The sequence below is a fragment of the Propionibacterium ruminifibrarum genome (genome assembly GCF_900289195.1).
GTDB classification, from domain to species: Bacteria; Actinomycetota; Actinomycetes; order Propionibacteriales; family Propionibacteriaceae; genus Propionibacterium; species Propionibacterium ruminifibrarum.
Map to the genome: position 1 here is coordinate 246334 of NZ_OMOH01000004.1, position 22423 is coordinate 268756.

A 22423-nucleotide genomic window follows, 5' to 3' on the forward strand; every position below is an offset into this window, starting at 1 on the left:
TACGTCGCCGTTCCTACACGTCAGGCATGGACTTGGAGGATCTCTCCGGGGTTGAGGGTCTGCTTCCAGAGCGCGCCAGTGATCTTCGACGAACCGGGCTGCCTCAGTCTCTCCTCATCAACAGACTCGCGATGCAGCAGAAAAACACCATGACGGGTGTCGGCCAGCGCCCGGCATCGGTGAACCATCCGGCCGGTGAGTGCTACAAGCTAAGTGTGGACTCCGACCCGGTTGAGCTGCTGCGTCGCGTGGGCGGCGGGGACGAGCACGCCCTGGCCGAGCTGTACTCGCGGTTCGCGGCGTCGGTCCACGGGTTCGTGGCCAGGCGGGTTGCGGACCGAGGCGTGGCCGAGGAGGTCTGCGCGGACGTGTGGCTGGGGTGCTGGCGGTCGGCGCGGTCGTTTCGCGGGGACAGCCGGGTCCTCACCTGGCTGCTGGGCATCGCATCACGCCAGGTGCACATGCACACCCGCCGCAAACGCCACCCGACCGTTCCCCTCGACTCGGTGGCCGACACCACGGCCGACCAGAGTCCCAGTCCTGACGATGTGGCGGTCTCGCGGGCCGGGTCGCAGGCAGTGGTGGACGCCATCGGGCGCCTGCCGGACGACGTGTACGAGGTCGTCGTCCTGGCGTGGCTTTACGACCTGCCCTACGGCGAGATCAGCGACGTCGTCGGTGTCCCGTTGGGGACGGTCAAGAGCCGGGTGTCGCGGGCTCGTCGCCTGCTGCGCGAAGAGATCGGAGAGCATCATGACTGAGCCGGATCAGAACGAGGCCGAGCAGTTCCGGGCGGCGCTCGCCCGGGTCGAGGCGTCCAGGGCCGGTTCGCTGCCGGGCTTCGAGACGGTGTGGCGCTCCGTCGCCGCGTCGGTGTCGCCGATGGACGCGCCGCAGTGGCCCCTGGCGCGCGGCATCCGGGTGACGGGCGCCCTGGTGCTGGCGCAGGCACGGGTCGCGTCGTGGCTCATCGTTCCCGCGGCGCTCGTGAGCGCGGCCCTCGCGGTGCTGGCCGCCAGGTGGCTGGGCGCCGCCCAGGGCTCCTCCGCCGTGACATCGGGGTTCGCCGCGCTCATCCTGGCCGGGGCCGTCGTCACGATGACGATGGCCGTCTCCCGACGGGCCGCCGACTCGGTGTCGGCCGCCACCCCGGTGGGGCCGGCGGCCGTCCTGTTCGCCCGGGTGACGATGGTGCTGATCGTCGACTGCCTCGCGGGCGGGGCGGCCTCGTGGCTGGCCACCGTTTCGGGTTCGGTGGCCGCGTTCGGCCCGCTGGTCATGACCTGGCTGGCCCCGATGGTGCTCGTCACCGGGCTGACGACGCTCCTTGCGGTCTGGGCCGCCCCCTGGGTCGGCGCGCTCGTCGGGTTCGTGACGATCCCGGTACTCGTCCCCGCGCCCGAGCCGATGGTGCGGGTCGGTCTCGGGGCGGTGCTCGGGGTGGTGCACGACGCCCTGCCCTCGTTCGCCGTGGTGGGCGTCGGGGCAGTTTTGTTCACGGTGGCCCTGCTGACGGCCCGCAGGGCCACCGCCGGTCTGGCCGCCGCGTGAACCGTGCCGGCCCCGCCGGCTACTCACCAGGTGACGGCCCCTGGCCGGGAACACCGAGGAGGGTCATGTCCCATACGAGGATCCGCGCCCAGTTCAGGCGCATCGGGGCGCCGGCGGCAGCGCTGCCGCTCGCATCCGGTGTCGCCGTGGCCGCGGCCGGCGTGACCATGGCCGGGTCGTGGCCGGTGACGCAGACGGCGGTCGCCATGATCTGGTTCACCGCGATGTTTCCGATCGCGGTCGGCATCGCCGCGGTCGCGGCGCTGACGGGCGACCCGATCATCGAACTGCACGAGTCCACGCCCACGTCGTTCCGCGCGGCACAGCTGACCCGCTGCTCCCTCGTCCTGGCGATCGCGGTGCTTGCGGCCCTCGCGATGTTCGCGCCCCTGCACCTGCGGGGGGTGTGGCCGAGGGACGCCGGCTGGGTCAGCGCCCTGGGCCCGGTCAGCGCCGCGGTCTTCATCGTGGCGGTGGCGCTGATGGCCGCCGCCTTCTCCAAGTCCGCGTCGACGACGGTCATCGCCGTGATCGCGGGATGGATGTTCGTGGCCCTGGTGTGGGAGCCCTACGTCGATGTGCTGGCCGTGCGGTGCGGCGTCCTGCTCGCCCTGGCCGCCGGGTTCGCCGCCGCCGCGGCCCGGCGCCTCGGGGATGCGGAGAAGAACATCGCGAAGGTGGTGACGGCATGACGTTGATCAACGCCGCGGGCGCCCACGCGCGCATCACGCGCCGGCGCGTCTGGCTGTGGTTCGCGATCGTGCCGCTGACGGCTTTCGGCGCCCTGCTGGCGTTCGTGTCCCCGGGTGCCCCGCGCACCGGGGACACGCCGGACCTGGTCTTCACCGGCCAGATCATCGCCCTGTTCTGCGGGGCCGCCTACGCCGCGGCGTTCACCGACTTCTTCGCCTCCACGTCGCGTCGCAGCATGGACGAGATCGAGGCCTCGACGCCCGTCGCCCCGCCGGTGCGCCACGCCGCCCTCGTCCTGGGGACGCTCGGGGTCGTCCTCGTCCCGAGCGCCGTCGTCCTGGTGGGTGCCGGTATCTGGCAGACCGCCGCCGGCCACGGGGCGGCCGTCCCGGCGGCGATCGCCGTGCTGGGGACGATCGTCCTGCCCAGCGCGCTGATCGCCACCTGCCTGTCGGCGTTCCTCGGCGCCCTGCTGCCGCACGGGGTGGCGCGCGTCGCGGCGGTGCTGCTCTGGTTCGGGGCCGTGTTCTCCACGCCACTGATCCCCCTGCCCACGCTCAACGGCACCGTCCTCAACCTCGTCGGCGACACGGTTGCGGCCGGGCTCTACGGGGCGCAGCCCCTCTACCCCCGCTACGCACCCACCGGCCCGCTCGGCCTGGACGCCGCCACGCCACGTGCCGCGGCCCTGTCCCTGGCCTGGCAGGCCGTGCTCATCGCGCTGCTCCTGACCGCCGGCTCGTCCCTCGCCCGCGCCCGGAACCGCAGCTGAAAGGAGAACCCGTGTTCATCTCCATCGACCACGTCACCAAGGACTTCCGCAGGAAGCCGGGGGCCCTCGACGAGGTCACCCTCGACCTGCCCGCCGGGATGATCGGACTGCTGGGCTCCAACGGCGCAGGCAAGACCACCCTCATGCGCATCGTCTGCGGGATCATCGAGCCCACGCGCGGCCGTGTCCTCGTCGACGGACACGACCTGTCCGACCGGCGGGCGCGGCGCACGCTCAAAAAGACCCTCGGCTACCTCCCCCAGGACGTCGAGCCGTACCCGAATCTCACCCCGGTCGAGTTCCTGGACTACATCGGCGTCCTCAAGGGGGTCACCCCGCGCGCCGAGAGACGCAGGCAGGCCCACGAACTCCTCGACCAGGTCGGTCTCGCCGACGCCTCCCGGCGACGCATCGGCGGGTTCTCCGGCGGCATGCGCAGACGCCTGGGGATCGCCCAGGCGATGGTGGGCGGCCCGCGGCTGCTCGTCGTGGACGAGCCCACCGCCGGGCTCGACCCGGAGGAACGCATCCGCTTCCGCACCCTGCTCGCCAGGCTCGGCGGCGAACGGACCGTCATCCTGTCCACCCACATCCTCGACGACGTCGCCCAGACCTGCCCCTACGTGTTCGTCCTGCGCGACGGGCACAAGACCTTCGCTGGGCCCACCACGGGCCTGGTCGACGAGGCGCGCGGCCGCACCTGGCTCACCGCCCCGCAGGCGGCGCCACCGGTTGACGCCATCGTCGTGAACGCGACGAGCACCACCCGGGGGACCCGCTACCGCATCGTCACCCGCACCCCACCGGCCGACGCCGAGCCGGTCGACCCGTCCCTCGAGGACGGCTACATGGCCCTGGCAACGAAGGAGACATCATGATGACCAAGACCATCGGCACGATTCTCACCGGCGCGGCCGCCGCCCTGCTCGTCGCCGCAACAAGCGGCTGCGGGGCCCTCCACTCCGAGGACTACCCGACGGACGGCCCCTCCAGGACGGCGACCAGCAACCCGCAGGAGGTCACCGCCGAGCAGTTCGGCCACTCATGGGCACTCGACGTGGACCGCGGCACCGTCGGCTGCGAGAGGAACGCCGACGGCGACCCGGTGCTCACCTTCACGTCCCCGGACGGCACCAGGTACGCGCTCAACCGCGTCGAGGGCAACCGCGACCTGCCCGACGTCTCCGAGATCGCCAACGGATCGATCGGCCCGCTCCGGTCCTTCGCCTTCAGCGTCTGCGACGTCTGAGACCCGCGGGGCCAGGGGAAACCGCCCGGAGCGTCGGCCCTGACGGGTGCGGCAGGGCCACCAGATCGGAACCGACACGAAAGAGGCTCCGCCGGCGGGCCCCCGGCAGTGCCGACGGGGCGCCCCACGGCCCACGGCCGGTCGTGGCGAGGACACGCGCCTGTTGCTCCCCTGATGCCCGCCGGTCTCACCCGCAGATCACAGGCCCGGCGTGTTTGGGGCCGGTCCACTAGGCTTGCCATGTTGCGCCTTCAACGCGGCGCAGTCAGCCATCGTCCACGAGGAGCAGCGAACCGTGCCGGAATCCAAGGCTCGCAAGAAGGCCGTCGACAAGAAGAAGTCGAAGAACAAGGCCAAGGCGAAGGAGGCCTCGAACAAGAAGCTGCAGGCCGTCCGCATCGCCGACCGCGCCTGGGTGCCCTACGTGTTCGTGCCGGTCGGTCTCATCGGCGTGGCGTGGCTGGTGCTCTTCTACATCGCCGGCTACACGATCCCCTTCATGGCGGTGCTCGGCAACTGGAACTTCGCCATCGGCCTGGGGCTCATCGCCGCCAGCTTCTTCATCGCGACCTTCTGGAAGTAGCGCCGCCGGCCTCGCACACGCCCGCGGATGCTCAGTACATCATCGCCAGCGCCGGGTTGGTGATGAGCGCGGCGAGATCGGACAGGAACCGTGCCGCCTCGACGCCGTCGATGAGCCGGTGGTCGAAGGACAGCGACATCGACGAGGTCCAGCGCGGCTCGATGAACTCCTCGCCGTCGCGTTCGCTCACCCACGGCCTGCGTCGGATGGAACCGATCGCCAGGATCGCGCTCTCGTCCCCACTGATGATCGGAGTACCGGCGTCCAGACCGAGGCCACCCAGGTTGGTGATCGAGAAGGTGCCGCCGCTGTAGTCGGCCGGCTGCAACTGCCCCGCCTTGGCGAGTTTGACCAGGCGCCCCAGCTCGGCGGCCATGTCCTTCAGATCGCGGTCCTGGGCGTCCCGGATCACGGGTACGAGCAGTCCGTGCGGGGTGTCGGCGGCGAATCCGATGTTGACCGACTCGTGCAGGGTGATCCGGTCGTGCTCGCTGGGCCAGCTGGCGTTGATGATCGGGTTGGTGCGCATCGCCAGGCAGACGGCCTTGCACCAGATGAGCAGCGGGGTCACGTGCAGGCCGGCGAAGTCGCGCCGGGCGCGCAGCGTGGCGACCAGGTCGACGACGGCTCCGGCATCGACCTCGACGAAGGCCGTCGTGTGCACCTTGCCGTCCTTCGAGGCGGTGACGTTGCGGGCGGTCGCCCGGCGCACCGCGTCGGCGTCCTGCAGGTCGTCGCGCCTGGGGCGGGCGCCGGTGCGTCGGTCGACTGCGTGCTCGCGTCGGCGCCTGGCCCGCGGCGGGACGCGCCCGGGCGTGGCGCCGTAGCCGACGAGGATCGGCGCCCCGGCCTCGGATGCGGGCCCGGACGGTGCCGCGGCCGCGGGACCCGATGGCTCGGCTGCGCCCTCGGCACCGCGGGACGCGTAGCGAGGGGCCCCGGGCGCGGGGCCCTCGACGGCCCCGTCGTCCTGGCTCGCCCCGGGGTGCGGGGTCCCGGGCGCGGGGCTCTCGGCGGCCTCCTGGTGCTCCCGCGAGCGCTCGTCGCCCCGATTCGCGTCGGCGGGTTCGGAACCGTCGTCGATGACGACGACGGGTGTCCCGACCTCGACGGTGTCGCCCTCGGCGGCGAGAATCCGCGTGACGGTTCCGGCGAACGGCGAGGGCAGTTCGACGACCGACTTGGCCGTCTCAACCGACAGCAGGTCGTCGTTGACCGCCACCCGGTCGCCGACCGAGACGTGCCATTCGACGATGACGGCCTCGATGAGGCCCTCGCCCGCGTCGGGCATGAGATAGCTGGGCACGGTTGCTCCTTGCTGTGTTCAGTAGGCGAATGACCTGTCGACTGCGTCGAGGACGCGTTCGGCGTCAGGCAGGTAGTCGTGCTCGACCCGGGCCGGCGGGTAGCGGACGTCCCAGGCGGCGACACGCAGCACCGGCGCGTCCAGTGAGCCCCACATCTCCTCGTCCAGCCGGGCGGCGATCTCGGCGCCCGGCCCGAGCGTGCGGCGCGCCTCGTGGACGACGACGACCCTGCGGGTGCGGGCCGCGCTGGCCCGGATCACCGCCATGTCGAGTGGTGCCAGGGCGCGCAGGTCGATGACCTCCAGGTCGCGGCCCTCGCGGGCGGCCGCCTCGGCGGCGTCCAGGCAGGTTCGGACGGTCGGCCCGTAGGCCAGCAGGGTGGCGTCGCGGCCCGGCCGGACGGTTCTGGCGGCTGTCATCGGCAGGTCGGGGGCCGGGCCCACCTCGCCCTTGACGTAGTAGCGGGCCTTCGGTTCGAAGAGGATCACGGGGTCGGGGCACTCGATCGCCTGGCGCAGCAGCCAGTGGGCGTCGTGGGGCGATCCGCAGCTGAGCACGTGCAGGCCCGGGGTGTGCATGAAGTAGGCCTCGGGCGACTCGGAGTGGTGCTCGACCGCGCCGATGTCGCCGCCGAAGGGGACCCGGATCACCATGGGCAGGCTGGTACGTCCGTGGGTGCGGGCACGGTAGCCGGCCACCTGGTTGACGATCTGGTCGAAGGCGGGGAAGACGAAGCCGTCGAACTGGATCTCGACGACCGGTCTGAATCCGCGCAGGGCGAGGCCGACGGCGGTGCCGACGATGCCGGACTCGGCCAGCGGCATGTCGCGGACGCGTCGCGGGCCGAAGGCGTCGTACAGGCCCTCGGTGATGCGGAAGACCCCGCCGAGGCGGCCGACGTCCTCGCCCATGACGAGCACCCGGGAGTCCTCCGCCATCGCCGCGTGCAGGGCCGTGTTGAGGGCCTTCGCGAGGGTGAGCTCGGTCATGCCGCGTCTCCTTCGTCGGGTGCGGTGGACAGCCAGTCCAGGCAGTCGGCGCGTTCGGCGCGCAGGTAGTCGCCGGGCTCGCCGATGAGCTCGTCGAAGGCCCGCTCGATCGGGGTGTCGTCGAGTTCGCGGCAGGTCCGGCGCACGTCGGCGCCGAAGTCGTCGAGTTCGGCGTCCATGGCCCTCAGCCAGGCGTCGTCGACGAGTCCGGTGTCGAGCAGGTGCCGGCGGAGCCGTTCGATCGGGTCCTTGGCGGCCCAGTCGGCGCTGGTCTCGTCGCCGCGGTAGCGGCCGGGGTCGTCGCTGGTGGTGTGGGCGCCCATGCGGTAGGTGTAGGCCTCGACGAGCACCGGGTGTCCGGCGCGGGCCCGGTCGAGCGCCCAGCCGATGACGGCGGCGCCGGCCAGCGGGTCGTTGCCGTCCACGCGGATACCGGGGATGCCGAAGCCGTGGGCGCGCTGGTACAGCGGCACCCGGCTCTGGCTGGTGACGGGCTCGCTGATGGCCCACTGGTTGTTGACGCAGCAGAACACGACGGGCGCGTCCTGGGCGGCGGCGAAGACGAGTGCCTCGTTGACGTCGCCCTGGCTGGAGGCGCCATCGCCGTAGAGGGCCAGCGTGGCGGGCACGGGCCCGTCGCCGAAGCGTTCCAGGTCGACACCCATGGCATAGCCGACTGCGTGCAGCGGGTGCGAGCCGATGATGATCGAGAAGGGCGCGACGCGGGTGGCCTCGCTGTCCCAGCGCGACATGCCCGCCCCGCGCCACAGGGCGAGCAGATCGGCCACACCGACGCCCATGGCCAGGGCCAGGGCCTGCTCGCGGTAGGTGGCGAAGACCATGTCGGCCGGTTCGATCACGGCGGCGATACCCGCCTGGTAGCCCTCCTGGCCGCGCAGCGGCGGCCACAGGCCGAGCTCGCCGTGGCGTTGGAGCGCCGCGCCCTCGGTGTCGAGGCGACGGCCGAGCATCATGCGCCGCAGCATCGTCACCAGTTCGGTGTCGCCGCCCCGCCAGGCGAACCGCGGGTCCTCGACACGTCGGCCGTCGGGCGTGAGCAGTTGCACCGGCCGGGTCGGGTCGTCTGCGCCCATGCTGGTCCTCTCCTCGAACAAAACCTACGTTTCAGTAACCTACCGAACCGTAAAGACCGAGTTCAAGGGCCGCCGAGGACGGCCCGCTGTGAGAACCCGATGAGAGGTCGACTCGACGCGCGGCGTGCGCAGGGCCTATGCTGCGAGCGAGTCGATCGCGCCCATGACGATGGGCGCCAGGGAACTCCGGTGCAAATCCGGGACTGGCGCGCAGCGGTGAAGGTGACGGGGCCGGCACAGAGAACCCACTGGGGAGACCCGGGAAGGGGCCGGCCTCGGATGACCCGAGTCCGAAGACCTAGACCCCAACCCGGTCAATCACGTCTGGAACGCCGCAAGAACCACACCTCAAGCATCCAACGCAAGACCCCAGAGGAAATCCTCAGCGTGGTCAGCACCTACATTATAGGTCGCATCTTTGACCTACGATTTTAAGCAGCTTCCTAAACTCAATCAACAACCGATTTCGTTTCAAAACAGCCAGACAACAAGTTGGGTATGACAACCCTCGATCACAGCCATCGCAAAAACCACAACGAAGGACCACACCGAGTCACCCTCGACAACTTCTCACCACGAGAAACCTTCCAGTAGCCCTCGCTACCCCCTACCACTTGACATAACCTAGAGCTAGCTTGTGATATTACAGCCGGACAGAATTATGAGATGATCTGGGTCTTTCAGCTGCGATCAGATTAGCCAGGCTGTCAGACCATGAACGATGAAGGCCACTCCTGCTCCACCTACCATGCCCCATTCTTTCTTTCCAGCACCGATGATAGCATCGACAATTTGAACAAGAGCGGCCGCAATAAGCAGCGCCTTGGTTGGCCACTGGCTAGCAAAGGAAATGAATGGTAATGCTCCAACAAGAATCCCAAGGGGAATTGCGCGAGTCGCGTACATGTTCGCGAAAAACCGTTCACCCTCAACCACGTTGCGAGAGCCACTGAATGCACTCGGCCTCGCGAGCGCAAGGCAGGCGGCGATTATCGTGGACAGAGCGATCACCGCGTTGATGATTTGCAATATTAACATTGGATTCCTACTTTCCACAAAGGCTTGTAATGCTGATAATGTTTGTTTGAGCAAAATTCAAGGATCGGACTACAGGCAGATGTGCCAGCAAAGTCTTACGGTCGATCTTTCCATTAATAGGAAGACGTGGAATGTGGTCTACTAAGTAGATTTCATCACACGCATCAATGTATCGAAAATCAGCGCTACTTAAAGCAGGTTTATCAGCTGAGGCTACAGCTTCGCGAAGCACCACAAAAGCGACTACGGATAGAGGAGATGAGGTATCCGATGACTCCAGTATGACCCCAGCCTCCTTAACGCCAGGATGAGCTTCAAACTGACGTTCGAGTTCAGAGGGGGAAATCACAGTTCCATTACGGTATCCGATATCCACCAAACGATCAATAACGAACAAATGATCATCAGCGTCAAGATAACCAATATCACCGGTCATAAACCATCCACCCTTTGCGAATGGCTCGAGGTCAGGTCGGTTCATGTAGCAATCCATCAGTTGTGGACCGCGAATCTCAATTTCGCCAATCGAACCAACTGGCAAAAGTTCACGTGTAACGACATCGACGACGCGCGTGTCAGTATTAGGAAGGTTCATGCCAACGGACCCATGCACAGGATTGTCAGGATCATCGACATGAGAATGGTAAGCTGTTTCAGTCTGTCCGTATCCTTGGAAAACCTTGATCCCGAAGCGTTGCTCAAGCGATGCGCTGAGCTGGGGCGCGAGGGCCTTGGACCCACACGAAAAATACTTCACAGTCTCAAGCTGCTCAGCGTCGATACTAGGATCGTTTTCCAGCAATCCAAACAGGGTTGGGATTCCATAAAAATGTGTGACTTGGTATCGTTCCAAGCGATCAGCTATTGCGCCGCTCTCCCACGCAGGATCAATCACAAAGGATGCACCAACAGAGATAGCCGCATTCAAATGCAGCGGGTTCATGATAGGCATATTGACGAAGATCACCGATTGACCCCACATGCGATGGGCCGATGCTACCATAAGTGCATTAGCGACAACGTTCTTGTGGGTGAGTCTGACACATTTTGAAGGACCGGTAGTACCACTGGTGAAAGCCAGCACGGCGGGGTCGTCAGAGGCGGGCGAAGTCCTGATTCTCGTCAACGATTGACCTAGTCGATCTGACAATTCATTCGCTACTGCGACAAGATTAAAAGTCGTAAATCGTTGAGCGAGATCGGAAATCTTCTCACGGGTCGTCTCGTCGAGAATCAAGAAATCAGGTTGAGTCTCCTCAACAGCACGGACCAGCTCCACAGCGGGCTTGGGCGGCATAAGACCAACCATGATTGCTCCGGCGCGAAGTACCGAATAGTAGGTAATGACACCATCAAGTGTCGGGGTCCATGTGAGCCCAATCCGCTTCCATCGCTCCCCAGAGACGAGAGGGCGAATGGCTTGTGCTAGTTTCTCCACACGTGCATTGAGTTCCTTATATGTGAGCTCATACCCTCTGTCTATGACTGCAATAGAGTTGGGCGAGCGTGCAGCCGTGGCGCGAAGTAGATCAGGAATTGCTATTTCAGGTATCTCGATCCTTTTTGTATGTTGAGTTTGGATCATGTCAGTTCTTCCGAAGTAGGTTTAATCAGCCAGATAGTGATATGGTACGGAATTGAATAGTGGGTTCATGGCCCGCGCCGCAAACGATGATGTCGTCACAAATGACGCTCGCAAGAATCGACGCGAATCCGTGGCGAAGAATCTGCATGATCAGGACACGTGACGATGCCCCGATCAAACCGTTATCAAGATAACGTATCAAGGGAGTGAACATAAAATGACGCGACTGCAATCGAATTGCTTTTCTCGCTACAAAATTATCCATCGCAACCGAGTGAATAGTGTCACGTCCTATGAGACGACTGTTGTTGGCAGTGTTGACGATTACTGCCTGTAGGGCGAATGTATTAGAATATTGGGCAATGTCACCCTCGTCGATGGCTTGAGTTTGACGAGCATATAGTTGACTGATTTTGAAAAACGTGTTCGCTTGTTCACTGCCGTCCATCGAACGAGATCCTCCGAGCTTGCACGGTCCAGCGACCTTTATAAACGAGTTCGTCTCGCACCACGGTCGACAATAACCTTTGCTGAGTTTCAGAACCATCGAGCATGACAACAAGAACGTATGACGTCACGCTTGCTCTCCCGTCACTGGAAGCATTGATATGCACCCCAGACTGATAATGTCGATTCTTCAAGCCTTGTTGAGATCGCATTTCATGAGCTTTTGATGCTACGTTGAAGATTTTCTCCGCTGTCGTCACATCCGTCGTTGGAGACACAAACTTCGCATCATCGGCGAAATCGCCAGCCCAGCCTTGGATATCACCTTCGTCAATCCGAGCAAAATGTTCGCCATAAAACTGGAGGATAGAAAAGAACTGATTACTTAATGGGTCATTCATCGACAAATAAACCTTCCGTGCGGCGCAACTAAACGGTGCCAAGCCCACGATGCAGGCTAGTACGGTTCTTCCACTTCTCCATAACAGCCAATTCGGCTAAAACATCAAAATCATCAGCGCCGCGAAGATCCGCAAAAGCGCGAGCGATATTTGCAATGTTCCGCTCATTGTCGATTTTCACGTTAGTGCTTTCTCGCTCAAATTCTTCAGCGGTTTCCCAGACATTCGCACCTGTGTTGATCCCTTGTTCGGCATAGACAAGAATCAGCCGTAGATAATCAAGACAGTCTTGGAGCATCTCAGCCCCTCCGACAGGTCCGTGACCAGGCACAACAGTTTGGGCATCTAATCTTTGAAGTATTTCAAGAGCCTCGATAGATCCGGTGACAGAGCCCATAAGAGCAAAGGGTGTAACGTTATTCCATGCAATATCACCAGTGAAGAGAACCCTCTCTGTAGGCAACCAAACGACAAGATCACTGGCCGTATGGGCATCTTTGAACTCAAGAAATTGGACATCACCCCACGCTGTCGAAATACTGTACCCATTCGAAACCAGCTTAGTGGGAGGAGTGACCTGAACATTACCGAAGTTGATACCGGGTTGCCTGCGCACGAGGTCGTCCCCGGCAAGCACAATCAACTCCGCCGTTAACTCCGTCCCAAGAATATTGCCGTCCGAGAATATAAAGTTCCCAAAAGTATGGTCACCGTGAAAATGAGTATTAACGACGTCAATCTGGACAGCGGCGAGGGTTTCCAATGCACGCCGCAACATGAGGTTTCTTGCCTCGATTGCGACAGTATCAACGAGGAGTACTGCGCCGGCTTGGTCGAGTTGGATGATGCCAACATTGTTCTGACACCAAGAGCCAGGGAGCTGTTGGTAAGCAAAAGCGTGTTTACTCAGCCGCACTACGGGGCTATTACTTGGGAGTGCCAACATCAGTTTACAGCTCCTCATGCTGTCAAGCGCTTAATCGCAGCCAACGTCGAGAGACTACTCTGGCTCAAGCTGGCGCTGAGCCGAGTAACTAGATCCGGTAGCGACACGTTTCCTGCACGCTCAAGCAGAGCAAGGTGCCGGACGGTTACACGAGTACCGCCCTCAGCCTCTTCGAACGTCCAAGTTCCTGCATGTCCATACACACCAGCTGGGGTCTGGATCTGCTTGAAAGCAACCCATTGATCAGGACGCGCTACCCGCACAGATTCGACCGAATGGGCTTGTTCAGCGTTACGGCCGAGCTCCATTGAGAACCGTTGCTGATTGATTCCTTGCGAATGCACTGTGACTGCACCCACGTGGTCCAAGAAGTCAGGCCACATGTTAACTTCCCAAAGAGGCATAAACACCTCGTGTACATCGGCATCGATCCAGACCTCATCTTGGCTACGGACGATATGTTCTGACAGAGAACTTCCATATGTCTCAGCAAGGGTCTTAATGTTCGCTAGTTCGACGGTGCTGTTATAATCAGTAATGGTCTGCGCTGCCCGGAGTGCATCTTCGTCAGCTGCAGCGAGAGTATGACTTAGCGTCAATTCAGTGGACTTCTCATCGATATCTCTGATTGTCCATACTCCTGTCATCTCGGTCAGGGGTGGTGCTGGTTCTAGCTGCTGGAAGGTGACATTCCGCCGGTCAGCGCTGAACTGACGCGAGGAGCGCCAAGAAACGGTCGTGTCAAGTTCACCCTTACGCGCCCAAAGTCTAAGTTCTTCGTGTGCTTCATCTCTGCGATTTCGCTCGCAAGCAACTGTAGGAGTAAAGAAGATTGGCCAGTTCTCTGCGTCACTGATAATGCGTTGAACGACGTCAGCAGGGGCATTGATGGTGCTTGAATGTTTCATGGGGGTTCCTATTCAATGTCTCTAAAATCGACCTAAACCACCGCACACGTTCAGTGCTTGACCCGTGATAGCTGCTGCTTCTGGGCCAGCAAGGTAATTGACAAGCGAGGCAACCTCTGAGGGGGTGGAGTACCGACCGATGGGGATCTTGTTTTCGAACTCGCTGCGAACCTCTTCAATAGTGCGTCCAAAAATTTCAGCATGGCATCTGACAACTGTATCAGCCATAGGAGTCTCGACGTATCCAGGGCACACAGCGTTGACAGTAATGTTTCGCTTCGCATATTCAAGAGCAAGCGATCTAGTAATTCCGATCACTGCATGCTTCGAGGCATTGTAAGGTGCTGACAAGGGAATCCCTTGCTTCCCCGCAGTCGAGGCGATGTTGATGATGCGCCCATGCTCATTGTCCAGGATCCCTCCTTCGCGGAGAACAGCGCGACTCATGAAGAAAACAGAATCACAATTTGTTGTCATGATATGACGCCAAATATCCGTGGAGAGCTCATGGAAAGGCCCCCCACCTGAGGTTCCAGCATTGTTAACAAGGCAGTTAATCTTGCCACATCGAGCAACAATATCCTTGATGTACTGGTCGACATCTTTCTCGTTCGCCACATCACACACCGAACCAGTAACAGTCAACCCTTCATTTTGCCACCGTCTTTCATGCAGATTCACAGATTCTGCGCAACGCCCGCAGAATTCAACATGCATGCCTGCTTGTGCAAGAGTCTCGACTATTGCTTCGCCAATGCCCGAAGTGCCACCACTTACCACTGCCACTTTCGTCATATACTTCACCTCCTTGGAACTAGCTAGTCAACTGGTCATTAGCGATAGAAATGAGTTCACGTGGTGTGATTAACGCGTAATTTCGCCCTTCGGGAAACTTGAAGTCATGATTCTGTTCAAGCTTAGCTTTGATGGCAATGACGTTCAGCGAATCAAAATTCAATTTTTCAAAAGACATGTCCAGGATTGATTCATCGATCGTGAGCTCCTCATCTTCTCCGACAACGGTTTGAGTGATCTTGATCAGTTCATCGACAGTTATAGTCGTCATGAGATGTCTCCTTTTGATTGCAGCTACTGTCAACCATTGAGTCGCAAAAGTGCTGCGGAACGGTATCCTCCAGTGCCAGTCGAAAGCACTAAAGCGGTGTCTTTCTGAATTGGTCGGCCTTCGCCGTACACAAGGTTCAAATGTTCATCTGGATCCTGTCCACCGAGGCGAATAGCGAGTGGTGGGATCCATTGATTACGCAATGTTAGAGCCGCAAGAGCGACATCAACCGCTGAAGCGCCAGCAAATAGGCGGCCAAATCCGGTCTTGGGGGCCGTCGTCGGAGGCTGCTTGTCGCCGAAGATCTTAACTAAAGTCTCGCGCTCTCGAGTGTCCACTCCGGGAACTCCCACTGCGTCGCTATAGACAACGCCAATATCAAAGGGCGTTACCCCCGATTCAGTGAACAGTCGTTCCACGACATCACGAAGAACATTTCCCGACTGCCCGCTCTGAAATCCTCGAGCGGCTCCGATCAACTCAATATCACGCTGTGCGGGCGGTGTCATACGTTCGCTCTGAAGCATCAACAATGCTCCCCCAGCCCCGGGCACGTAACCGATTGACTCTGCGCTGTAGGGAGCAAAACCCTCGGCAGCAGTTTCAGGTGCTAGTGTACTTGTGCCTGAATACATAGATGCGATGCCAAACGGACTTCGAGTACCATCAATGGCACCAGTAATCATGAAGTCTGTTCCTGATAAAATCTCGTAGTTAGCGAGACTTAGGGCGTCAATTCCACTACAGGCCTCGGTCGCGACGGTCCCGCTCGGCCCCTTCAATTTATGGCGAACCGAGATCTGACCGGTATTGACTGAATAGAACCACGCAAATGATTGATAAGGGCTAACCGCTCCAGGCCCATTTTCACTGAGATTTGTCAGTTCCCTTTGAGCAAAAGATAAGCCACCGTAATTATTCCCCAGCTGGACACCGATCTCGTCTCTGTGGTCCAAGACCTCACTATTATCACCGCTCAAAAGCTGATCTGACAGGGCGAGGGCGGCTTGCGTGATTGGATCCGTCTGTATCTTGATGCGTTCGGTCAGCCCGACGGCCATACGCTCTGTATCGAGATCGCCAAAGAGTATTTGCCTCCCCTCGCAGTCCTCAAGTGTTGAGAATGTTGTACGACCTTTGACGACTGCGTCCCATACTTCCTCAGTGGACGTTCCTTGGGATGTAGCGATGGCGATTTGTGTGATAAACGTTCTCCCGTTTCTCATATTATCTCGTCTCTACGCTTAGGATTTTCAATCACTATCGCTGATTGAAATCCACCGAATCCACTTGCAGTTGACAGTGCACCGTTAATGACTGCCCGTCTTGCAGTATTAGGAACATAATCTAGATCACACCGTTCGTCGGGAATCTCATAATTAATCGTCGGAGGCACTAAGTTCTCTGCTATAGCTAATACACAAGCAATAATCTCAATTGCACCAACAGCGCCGAGGGAGTGGCCAATGGAAGATTTAATTGAACTGATTGGAACATGCCGAGAGTGCTCGCCGAGAGCTTTTTTGAGTGCCTCAGTTTCGTGCACGTCGTTCTGCTGAGTGCTCGAACCATGAGCGTTGACGTAGTCAATCTGCTCCGGCTTGATTCCTGCCTTCAGTAGCGCTTTCGAGATAGCATCAGCAAGTTCCGCACCTTCATTGTCTAGCCCAGTCATGTGGTAGCCGTTTGTAGTCCGCGCAAACCCGGTAATCTCGGCATATACGTGTGCACCGCGAGCGCGCGCATGTTCAAGATCCTCAAGCACTAGCGTCGCAGCACCTTCGGCAAGCACGAAACCATTTCGTTTAGCGTCAAATGGACGCGAAGCCTCCTCTGGTTTCTTGTTCGAAGGACTGGTAGCTTTGATCGCGTCAAAACTTGCGACTGTGATTGGCAACAAGGGAGCGTCCGTGCCGCCAGCAATGACGATGTGACTCTCTCCACGCTGGATCATCGCCGCGCCTTGACCGACCGCATCTAGCCCGGAGGTGCATCCAGCCGACACTATGGCGACTGGTCCGTTCACATGGTAACGGTCGGCAAGGCACGCTCCCAACGTGCTTGGCAGGAGCCCTTCAAAGAGCGCCTCGTTCTTGTCTCCAAGCGGACACCGCCAATACTTTCCCCCATCCGTGAAATGATCATAAAGTTCAACCATACGCTGGGAAGCACCAACCGCTGACCCGTACGAGATTCCGATTCGGTCAGAAGTGCTGCATGTCTCATACCCGCTGTCAAAAGCGTCACCGAGCGCTTCATCAGTCGCTGCGACCGCCAAGCGTATACTGCGGTCAACCGCACTGAGGTCTTCGCCATCACCAAATTCCTGGATAACGATACCGTCATCTTCAATATTACACTCACCGGCAATTTGTGAGCGGAACGAACTAGGGTCAAATTGACTGATTCGACGCACTGCAGAACCTCCGGAAGTGATCAATGACCAGAACGCATCGCGCCCCGGTTCGCCAGGAGCGATGACACCGATCCCGGTGATGGCAACTCTTCTGACCTCAACCTGATCATTGTTTCCGAAACCTTCCGACATTGTGTTTCCCCTCAAAATAATTCTTAATCCAGCTGAAGCTTAATTGGACACTGTACCGGAACGCTCGTTTGCGCCAGCCCTCGGGTAAATGTATGTATTGCCCATTGCGCTCGTTCGACTGGCGTCGCTATCATTGCCATATGGGAAAGTCGACTTAGGTGTGGAAAATTCTCAGGATCCAATCCAGATAAAACGTTCTCAGCCTCGTAAAGATGCTCTTTGCCTAAGGTTGCCTCAAACGCAGAGATCTCGTTTGCTTCCGTGATGACGATAGAATTGAGTACGTCGACTGCGAGCAGCGAGGTCATTTCATCATGACTTGAATCGAGGAGAATTTTAAGATATCTCTCTGAGATACGAAGCAACGCTTCAGCGCTTGGAACTCGCCCAACCATTCCTGCGCTCAGCCCTGGGTACCTAACGAGCGATTCCACTGTCCGCATTGCCAAAGCTTCAAGTTGAGCATCCCAAGCCATATCACCCTCTGCGTTATGGATCTCAACTTCTGACAAAACAGTATTAATGAGTGTGTCCACAAGAGACTGTCTGTTCTTGAAATATACGTATAATGCAGCAGGACCAGTCTCAAGTTCTTGGGCAAGCGAGCGCATTGTCAGCGCATTAAAACCTCGCTCAGTGATCAGTTTCAACGCACTATCCACGATGAGCTGTCTCGTCAGGGGAGCTTTACTGGCGCCTCCCCGTCGACCTTGCGGTTCATTCATCCTTCGCTCCTCAGGTGTAACGAACACTGTTCGTTACGAACGATGTTCACCCTAGCACCCCGGACAGATGTTGACTAGAGCCTGATACTGGTAGCTGGACAGGATCGCTGAGTCCCCGACGCGGTCGTAGTACTTGTCGGCGTCGAATCTGGCTAGCCGCTACCAGCATCTACCCCCTTGACCTTGGCCCTGTACGTCGCGGTGGTAGCTCCGGCTCGAAGTCGGTGTACGTGATCGGAAACACGCCGCTGATATGGTCTCCGAACTTGATCCAAGCCCTAGCTTGGTCCCAGCGCACGGAGCCAGGCAACCCTGCCACAGGTGTTGAGCCCTGGACACCGAAGCTGTCTCCCCGATCTGTCGAGCGGCTACGCGCAAAGGCCCCTAAGAGGGATGGTGGTGACGACCGACGTGCTACACATCCAGACTACGGCCGCCGAACAGGGTCTCGCACAGCACGACGGCTACGTGCTGACAACTAACCAACCAGCTTGGACTGTACAAGATTGTGAAACACCTGTCCTAGCCTGATAATCCCGCCTCTGGATGGATGCCCTGGCGGCCGGCCCCGAGACGGCCGCGGCGCTCGGTGTGCGGGTCGGGGCCATGCGCGTCGGCCTGTTCGTCGGGCTGGGCGTGCTCATCGGCTGCCTGGTGGCGGTCAGCGGCGGCATCGGCTTCGTCGGTCTCATCGTCCCGCACGCGGCGCGCATGATGGTCGGCTCACTGCACCGGCGCATGCTGCCGATCGCCGCGCTGACCGGCGCGCTGTTCCTGCTGTGGGTCGACGTCATCTCGCGGGTCGCCGTCCGCCCGCAGGAGATCCCCATCGGCGTGGTCACCGGCGTGATCGGCGCCCCCGTCTTCCTGGTGCTCATGGGGCGGCGCCGGTACGCGTTCGGGGGTCGTGACGCATGAAGACCAGGACCAGGAAACCGGCACGCCCCAGCCGTACCGCGCAGATTCCCGAGATCCGGCTCGAGGACGTCGCCGCCCAGGTCGAGGGCCACGTCGTCGTCCGCGGCGTCAGCCTCACGATCGGGCCGGGCACGAAACTGGCGCTGGTCGGCACGAACGGCGCCGGCAAGTCGACGCTGCTGCGCACCATCGCCGGCATCGCGGCCCCGGCGGCCGGCCGGGTGCTGCTCGACGGGCAGCCGCTGAGGGACCTCGCGCCGCGGGAACGGGCCCGCATCATCGCCTTCGTCTCCCAGGAGGAGACCCCGCCGGACGACCTGCGCCTGGGCGAGATGGTCGCCCTGGGACGCATCCCGTACCGCAGCCCGTGGTCGATGACCACGCACGGCGAGCTGCACATCGTCCGCGAGGCGCTGTCCGCGCTCGGACTCGGCGACCGGCTGGAGACGCCCTGCACGAACCTGTCCGGCGGGGAGCGGCGGCGCGCCATGATCGCCCGCGGCCTGGCCCAGCGCTGCCCGGTGCTCATGCTCGACGAACCGACGAACCACCTCGACATCGCCTGGCAGCTGCGGCTGCTCGACCTGCTCGGCGCCCAGCCGACGACGGTCATCGCGGCCATCCACGACATCGACACCGTGCTGCGCCACTTCGACCTGGTGGCCGTCCTCCACGACGGACGCCTCCAGGCCTTCGGCAGGCCCACCGAGGTGCTCGACACCGGCCTCATGGGCGAGGCCTTCGCCGTCGAGGCCATGCAGATATCCCACCCGGAAACCCACCAGAGTCACCTGCTCATCAGCGGGGGAAAGGACCACCGATGAAGATCTCCCGGCTCGCACCCGCCGGACTGCTCACCCTGGCGCTCGTCGCCGCCGGATGCGGCTCGGGCACGGACTCCGGCGCCGACGCGAACTCCGACTCCTCGTCCGCCGGCACCGTCCAGCTCACCAACTGCGGCGAGACCAAGCAGTACCCGAGCCCGACCACCCGGCTGTTCGTCAACGACGGCAACATCATCTCGATCGCCCTGGCCGCGGGGGCTGCCGACGACATCGTCGCCGTGTCGAGCATGCAGCGCGACCGGGACGTGCTGGCCCTCAAGTACGGCGCCGAGACGGTCGACGGCCTCAACCAGGTCGCCGAGAAGTACCCGACGATGGAGAACATCGTCGCCGCCTCGCCGCAGGTGGTCTTCGCCGGCTGGGGCTACGGCTTCTCCGAGGAGAAGAACCTCACCCCGGACGGGCTGAGCCAGCAGGGCATCGAGAGCTATCTGCTGTCGGAGACCTGCCGGCAGGACGACGGCAACCGCGGCACGATGGACCCCTGGGACGCCCTGACCACCGACATCGCCAATGTGGGCGAGATGACCGGCCACGAGGAGACCGCCGAGTCGGTCGTGGCAGACATCAACGACCGGCGCCAGGCGCTGGAGCAGGCCCCGCAGGCCGACACCAGGCCCACCGCTTTCCTGTTCGACTCCAGCTCGGACACCATCTTCTCGTCCGGGTCCTTCGGCGCCCCGCAGGCCATGATGGACTCGGCCGGTGTCACCAACGCCCTCGCCGACGTCGAGGACACCTGGACCTCGGTGAGCTGGGAGCGTCTGGCCACCGCCGACCCCGACATCATCTTCTTCGTCGACTACCCGGGCCAGAGCTACGACGAGAAGATCGAAGCGCTGCGGTCGAACGACGCGACGAAGGACCTGGCGGCGGTCAAGGAGGAGCGCTTCGTCAACCTGCCCTACGCCATGTGGACCTCGGGCCCGCTCAACATCGACGGCGCCGAATACCTGCGCGTCGCGCTCGAGCACTACGGCCTGCAGCCGGCCTCGGGCGTCCAGACCCGGCTGGACCTGTCCGAACTGGCCGACCTGCCCGGCAACGAGTGGATGAAGTAGACGCTCGGCGTGGGACGGGCGCCCGCAGCCATGCCCGGCAGGGCATGGCCAGCCGGCCCCCGGCGGGTGCAACCGCAGGGGGCCGGTCGGGCTGACGCGAGGAGTCCCGCCCCTCAGCCGGCCGTCTGCGAGCCGCTCTCCTTGGCTGAGGCCGCCAGTTCCTCGGAGCTGACGAGGCCGGTGACCGAGACGCCGTCGAGGTAGGCCATCGGGTCGAAGTCCTGCTCGCGGGCGCTGCCGCCCCTGCGGATCCGGCCGCCCGCCATCGTGTCGATGATGATCGCGAGGGCGCCGTCGCCGGTGACATTGGTGGCGGTGCCGAAGGAGTCGAGGGCGATGTAGGTGGCGATCATGAGTGCCACCTGGGCCTCGTCGAAGCCCAGCATCGAGGTGAGCAGGCCGGTCGCGGCCATGATGGCCCCGCCGGGCACGCCGGGGGCGGCGACCATCGTGATGCCGAGCATGAAGATGAAGCCGACCCACTGGACGGCGGAGACGTCGATGCCCTGGGTCCAGGCGATCGCGAAGGCGAAGGCGAAGATCTTCGACGTGGAGCCGGCCAGGTGGATCGTCGCGCACAGCGGCACGGTGAAGGAGGCGACGGCGTCGGACACGCCGTTGCGGCGGGTCTGACGCAGGGTGACGGGGATGGTCGCGGCCGAGGACGAGGTGCCCAGGGCGGTCAGATAGGCGGGCAGCATCGTGACGAGGGCCTTCACCGGGTTCCGGCGGCCGGCGAGACCGGCGACGCAGTACTGGGCGCCGAGGATGACGACCTCGAGGAGCAGGACGACGACGACCACCCGGACGAGCGTGCGCATGATCGCCCAGGCCTCGCCGGTGTAGGTGAGGTTGAGGAAGATGCCGAAGATGTGCAGGGGCAGCAACGGGATGATGATCCGCTCGATGAGCTTGGTGATGATCGCGCGGAACTCGATGAATCCCTTGCGCAGGACACCGCGCGGCACCATGGCCAACCCGATGCCGACGACGAAGGACAGGAGCAGGGCGGTCATGACCTCGACCACCGGGGGCATCTCGACGGTGAAGTAGCTCTCGAGGGCCGATCCCGGCTCCTCGACGTCGGCGAGGGACGACCCGGCCAGCACCCGCGGGAAGGTCGTCGCGCACACGAGGTAGGTGAGGAAGCCGGAGAAGAGCGTCGATGTGTAGGCCAGGGCCGCCGTGACGCCGAGCCACTTGCCGGCGCCGCGTCCCAGGTCGGCGATGGCCGGGGTGACCAGCCCGATGATGATGAGCGGGATCGAGAAGGTGAGGAACTGGCTGAACAGGTCGGAGAAGGTCGCGAAGACACGGCCGACGCCGACCGGCAGCACGTGGCGGCCACCAATGGTCACCGAGCCGAGCACGAGGGCGAGGACGATGGCTGCGAGCACCCACACGAGGATGCCGCCCCTGGACAGGGCTGAGCGGAGCGAGGACATGCGGGTCCTTTCGACAGAGGGGCGGCGGGCGGCCTGCCCTTTCGCACGAAAGGATCTCATACGCGCGGGCGGCATGGCGCACTGGCGGCCGGGCGCGGACGGCCGCCCGGTTCTGGTTGGGCCGCGCTCATAAAATAACCAGGGTTTTCCGGACATTCCCAGCCGACGCCGGGTCCGGGCGCACCTCGGGCCGCGGCGCACGAGACGATCGCCCCTGCGCCCGGCATCGGATCATCGGATTCACTTCAGACA

Annotated in this window: 24 protein-coding genes, 1 pseudogene and 1 riboswitch; of the genes and pseudogenes, 10 read left to right on the plus strand and 15 right to left on the minus strand. The window is 62.2% G+C overall.

The genetic code is table 11. The annotated features are described in order from the left end of the window. Nucleotides 1-131 precede the first annotated feature (131 nt). From PROPJV5_RS06385 to PROPJV5_RS06415, 7 genes are all read left to right on the plus strand, one after another. Complete coding sequence (locus tag PROPJV5_RS06385) at nucleotides 132-761, plus strand: RNA polymerase sigma factor (RefSeq protein ID WP_220474362.1); 630 nt, start codon at nucleotides 132-134, stop codon at nucleotides 759-761. Continuing rightward, the gene (locus tag PROPJV5_RS06390) at nucleotides 754-1551 is read left to right on the plus strand and encodes a hypothetical protein (RefSeq protein ID WP_119715502.1); all 798 of its coding nucleotides are present in this window, start codon (nucleotides 754-756) and stop codon (nucleotides 1549-1551) included. Before PROPJV5_RS06385 ends, PROPJV5_RS06390 begins: the two co-directional genes overlap by 8 nt. A 65-nt stretch (nucleotides 1552-1616) precedes the next feature. After that, nucleotides 1617-2243, plus strand: a complete 627-nt coding sequence (locus tag PROPJV5_RS06395) for a hypothetical protein (RefSeq protein WP_119715503.1) — start codon at nucleotides 1617-1619, stop codon at nucleotides 2241-2243. Further along, nucleotides 2240-3016, plus strand: a complete 777-nt coding sequence (locus PROPJV5_RS06400; RefSeq protein WP_119715504.1) for a murein hydrolase transporter LrgB — start codon at nucleotides 2240-2242, stop codon at nucleotides 3014-3016. The genes PROPJV5_RS06395 and PROPJV5_RS06400 overlap by 4 nt, the downstream gene beginning before the upstream one ends. An 11-nt stretch (nucleotides 3017-3027) precedes the next feature. Further along, the gene (locus PROPJV5_RS06405; protein ID WP_119715505.1) at nucleotides 3028-3894 is read left to right on the plus strand and encodes an ATP-binding cassette domain-containing protein; all 867 of its coding nucleotides are present in this window, start codon (nucleotides 3028-3030) and stop codon (nucleotides 3892-3894) included. Then, on the plus strand, nucleotides 3891-4265 hold the full coding sequence (locus tag PROPJV5_RS06410) for a hypothetical protein (protein ID WP_220474363.1): 375 nt from the start codon (nucleotides 3891-3893) through the stop codon (nucleotides 4263-4265). The genes PROPJV5_RS06405 and PROPJV5_RS06410 overlap by 4 nt, the downstream gene beginning before the upstream one ends. A gap of 295 nt (nucleotides 4266-4560) precedes the next feature. Further along, nucleotides 4561-4848, plus strand: a complete 288-nt coding sequence (locus PROPJV5_RS06415; RefSeq protein WP_119715506.1) for a cell division protein CrgA — start codon at nucleotides 4561-4563, stop codon at nucleotides 4846-4848. 31 nt (nucleotides 4849-4879) lie between these two features. Here the strand turns inward: PROPJV5_RS06415 and PROPJV5_RS13085 are convergent, their stop codons facing one another. From PROPJV5_RS13085 to PROPJV5_RS06485, 14 genes are all read right to left on the minus strand, one after another. Then, nucleotides 4880-6154 (minus strand): dihydrolipoamide acetyltransferase family protein, encoded by a 1275-nt coding sequence (locus PROPJV5_RS13085; RefSeq protein ID WP_119715507.1) that lies wholly within the window; start codon nucleotides 6152-6154, stop codon nucleotides 4880-4882. Between the two features lie 18 nt (nucleotides 6155-6172). Further along, a complete protein-coding gene (locus tag PROPJV5_RS06425) occupies nucleotides 6173-7144 on the minus strand; it encodes an alpha-ketoacid dehydrogenase subunit beta (protein WP_119715508.1) in 972 nt (323 codons plus the stop codon). Next, nucleotides 7141-8238, minus strand: a complete 1098-nt coding sequence (locus tag PROPJV5_RS06430) for a thiamine pyrophosphate-dependent enzyme (RefSeq protein WP_119715509.1) — start codon at nucleotides 8236-8238, stop codon at nucleotides 7141-7143. Before PROPJV5_RS06430 ends, PROPJV5_RS06425 begins: the two co-directional genes overlap by 4 nt. A 178-nt stretch (nucleotides 8239-8416) precedes the next feature. After that, nucleotides 8417-8538: riboswitch (cobalamin riboswitch) on the plus strand. A gap of 390 nt (nucleotides 8539-8928) precedes the next feature. Next, nucleotides 8929-9276: a hypothetical protein gene (locus PROPJV5_RS12705; RefSeq protein WP_220474364.1), complete on the minus strand. Its 348-nt coding sequence runs from the start codon at nucleotides 9274-9276 to the stop codon at nucleotides 8929-8931. A gap of 7 nt (nucleotides 9277-9283) precedes the next feature. Further along, on the minus strand, nucleotides 9284-10861 hold the full coding sequence (locus tag PROPJV5_RS06440) for a class I adenylate-forming enzyme family protein (RefSeq protein WP_119715510.1): 1578 nt from the start codon (nucleotides 10859-10861) through the stop codon (nucleotides 9284-9286). Between the two features lie 25 nt (nucleotides 10862-10886). After that, on the minus strand, nucleotides 10887-11309 hold the full coding sequence (locus tag PROPJV5_RS06445) for a nuclear transport factor 2 family protein (protein WP_182858602.1): 423 nt from the start codon (nucleotides 11307-11309) through the stop codon (nucleotides 10887-10889). Then, nucleotides 11296-11709, minus strand: a complete 414-nt coding sequence (locus PROPJV5_RS06450; protein ID WP_119715512.1) for a nuclear transport factor 2 family protein — start codon at nucleotides 11707-11709, stop codon at nucleotides 11296-11298. The genes PROPJV5_RS06445 and PROPJV5_RS06450 overlap by 14 nt, the downstream gene beginning before the upstream one ends. A 28-nt stretch (nucleotides 11710-11737) precedes the next feature. Further along, nucleotides 11738-12655 (minus strand): MBL fold metallo-hydrolase, encoded by a 918-nt coding sequence (locus PROPJV5_RS06455; RefSeq protein ID WP_182858603.1) that lies wholly within the window; start codon nucleotides 12653-12655, stop codon nucleotides 11738-11740. Between the two features lie 14 nt (nucleotides 12656-12669). Further along, a complete protein-coding gene (locus PROPJV5_RS06460) occupies nucleotides 12670-13563 on the minus strand; it encodes an aromatase/cyclase (RefSeq protein ID WP_119715514.1) in 894 nt (297 codons plus the stop codon). 21 nt (nucleotides 13564-13584) lie between these two features. Continuing rightward, a complete protein-coding gene (locus PROPJV5_RS06465) occupies nucleotides 13585-14358 on the minus strand; it encodes an SDR family NAD(P)-dependent oxidoreductase (protein WP_119715515.1) in 774 nt (257 codons plus the stop codon). Nucleotides 14359-14377: 19 nt separating this feature from the next. Then, nucleotides 14378-14629, minus strand: coding sequence for a phosphopantetheine-binding protein (locus PROPJV5_RS06470; RefSeq protein WP_119715516.1), 252 nt, complete (start codon nucleotides 14627-14629; stop codon nucleotides 14378-14380). Between the two features lie 29 nt (nucleotides 14630-14658). Then, complete coding sequence (locus tag PROPJV5_RS06475; RefSeq protein WP_119715517.1) at nucleotides 14659-15855, minus strand: beta-ketoacyl synthase N-terminal-like domain-containing protein; 1197 nt, start codon at nucleotides 15853-15855, stop codon at nucleotides 14659-14661. Continuing rightward, nucleotides 15852-17177 (minus strand): beta-ketoacyl-[acyl-carrier-protein] synthase family protein, encoded by a 1326-nt coding sequence (locus PROPJV5_RS06480; RefSeq protein WP_119715518.1) that lies wholly within the window; start codon nucleotides 17175-17177, stop codon nucleotides 15852-15854. Before PROPJV5_RS06480 ends, PROPJV5_RS06475 begins: the two co-directional genes overlap by 4 nt. Nucleotides 17178-17200: 23 nt before the next feature. Further along, nucleotides 17201-17902, minus strand: coding sequence for a TetR/AcrR family transcriptional regulator (locus PROPJV5_RS06485; RefSeq protein WP_119715519.1), 702 nt, complete (start codon nucleotides 17900-17902; stop codon nucleotides 17201-17203). Between the two features lie 543 nt (nucleotides 17903-18445). Here PROPJV5_RS06485 and PROPJV5_RS06490 point away from each other — a divergent pair. From PROPJV5_RS06490 to PROPJV5_RS06500, 3 genes and pseudogenes are all read left to right on the plus strand, one after another. Then, a pseudogene (locus PROPJV5_RS06490) lies at nucleotides 18446-18820 on the plus strand (FecCD family ABC transporter permease); the annotation flags it as partial. Beyond that, on the plus strand, nucleotides 18817-19644 hold the full coding sequence (locus PROPJV5_RS06495) for an ABC transporter ATP-binding protein (protein WP_119715521.1): 828 nt from the start codon (nucleotides 18817-18819) through the stop codon (nucleotides 19642-19644). The pseudogene PROPJV5_RS06490 and the gene PROPJV5_RS06495, both read left to right, overlap by 4 nt. Further along, nucleotides 19641-20726, plus strand: coding sequence for an ABC transporter substrate-binding protein (locus PROPJV5_RS06500; protein ID WP_119715522.1), 1086 nt, complete (start codon nucleotides 19641-19643; stop codon nucleotides 20724-20726). Before PROPJV5_RS06495 ends, PROPJV5_RS06500 begins: the two co-directional genes overlap by 4 nt. Before the next feature lie 113 nt (nucleotides 20727-20839). Here PROPJV5_RS06500 and PROPJV5_RS06505 read toward each other — a convergent pair whose 3' ends face one another. Continuing rightward, nucleotides 20840-22171, minus strand: coding sequence for a dicarboxylate/amino acid:cation symporter (locus tag PROPJV5_RS06505; RefSeq protein WP_119715523.1), 1332 nt, complete (start codon nucleotides 22169-22171; stop codon nucleotides 20840-20842). Between the last annotated feature and the right edge of the window lie 252 nt (nucleotides 22172-22423).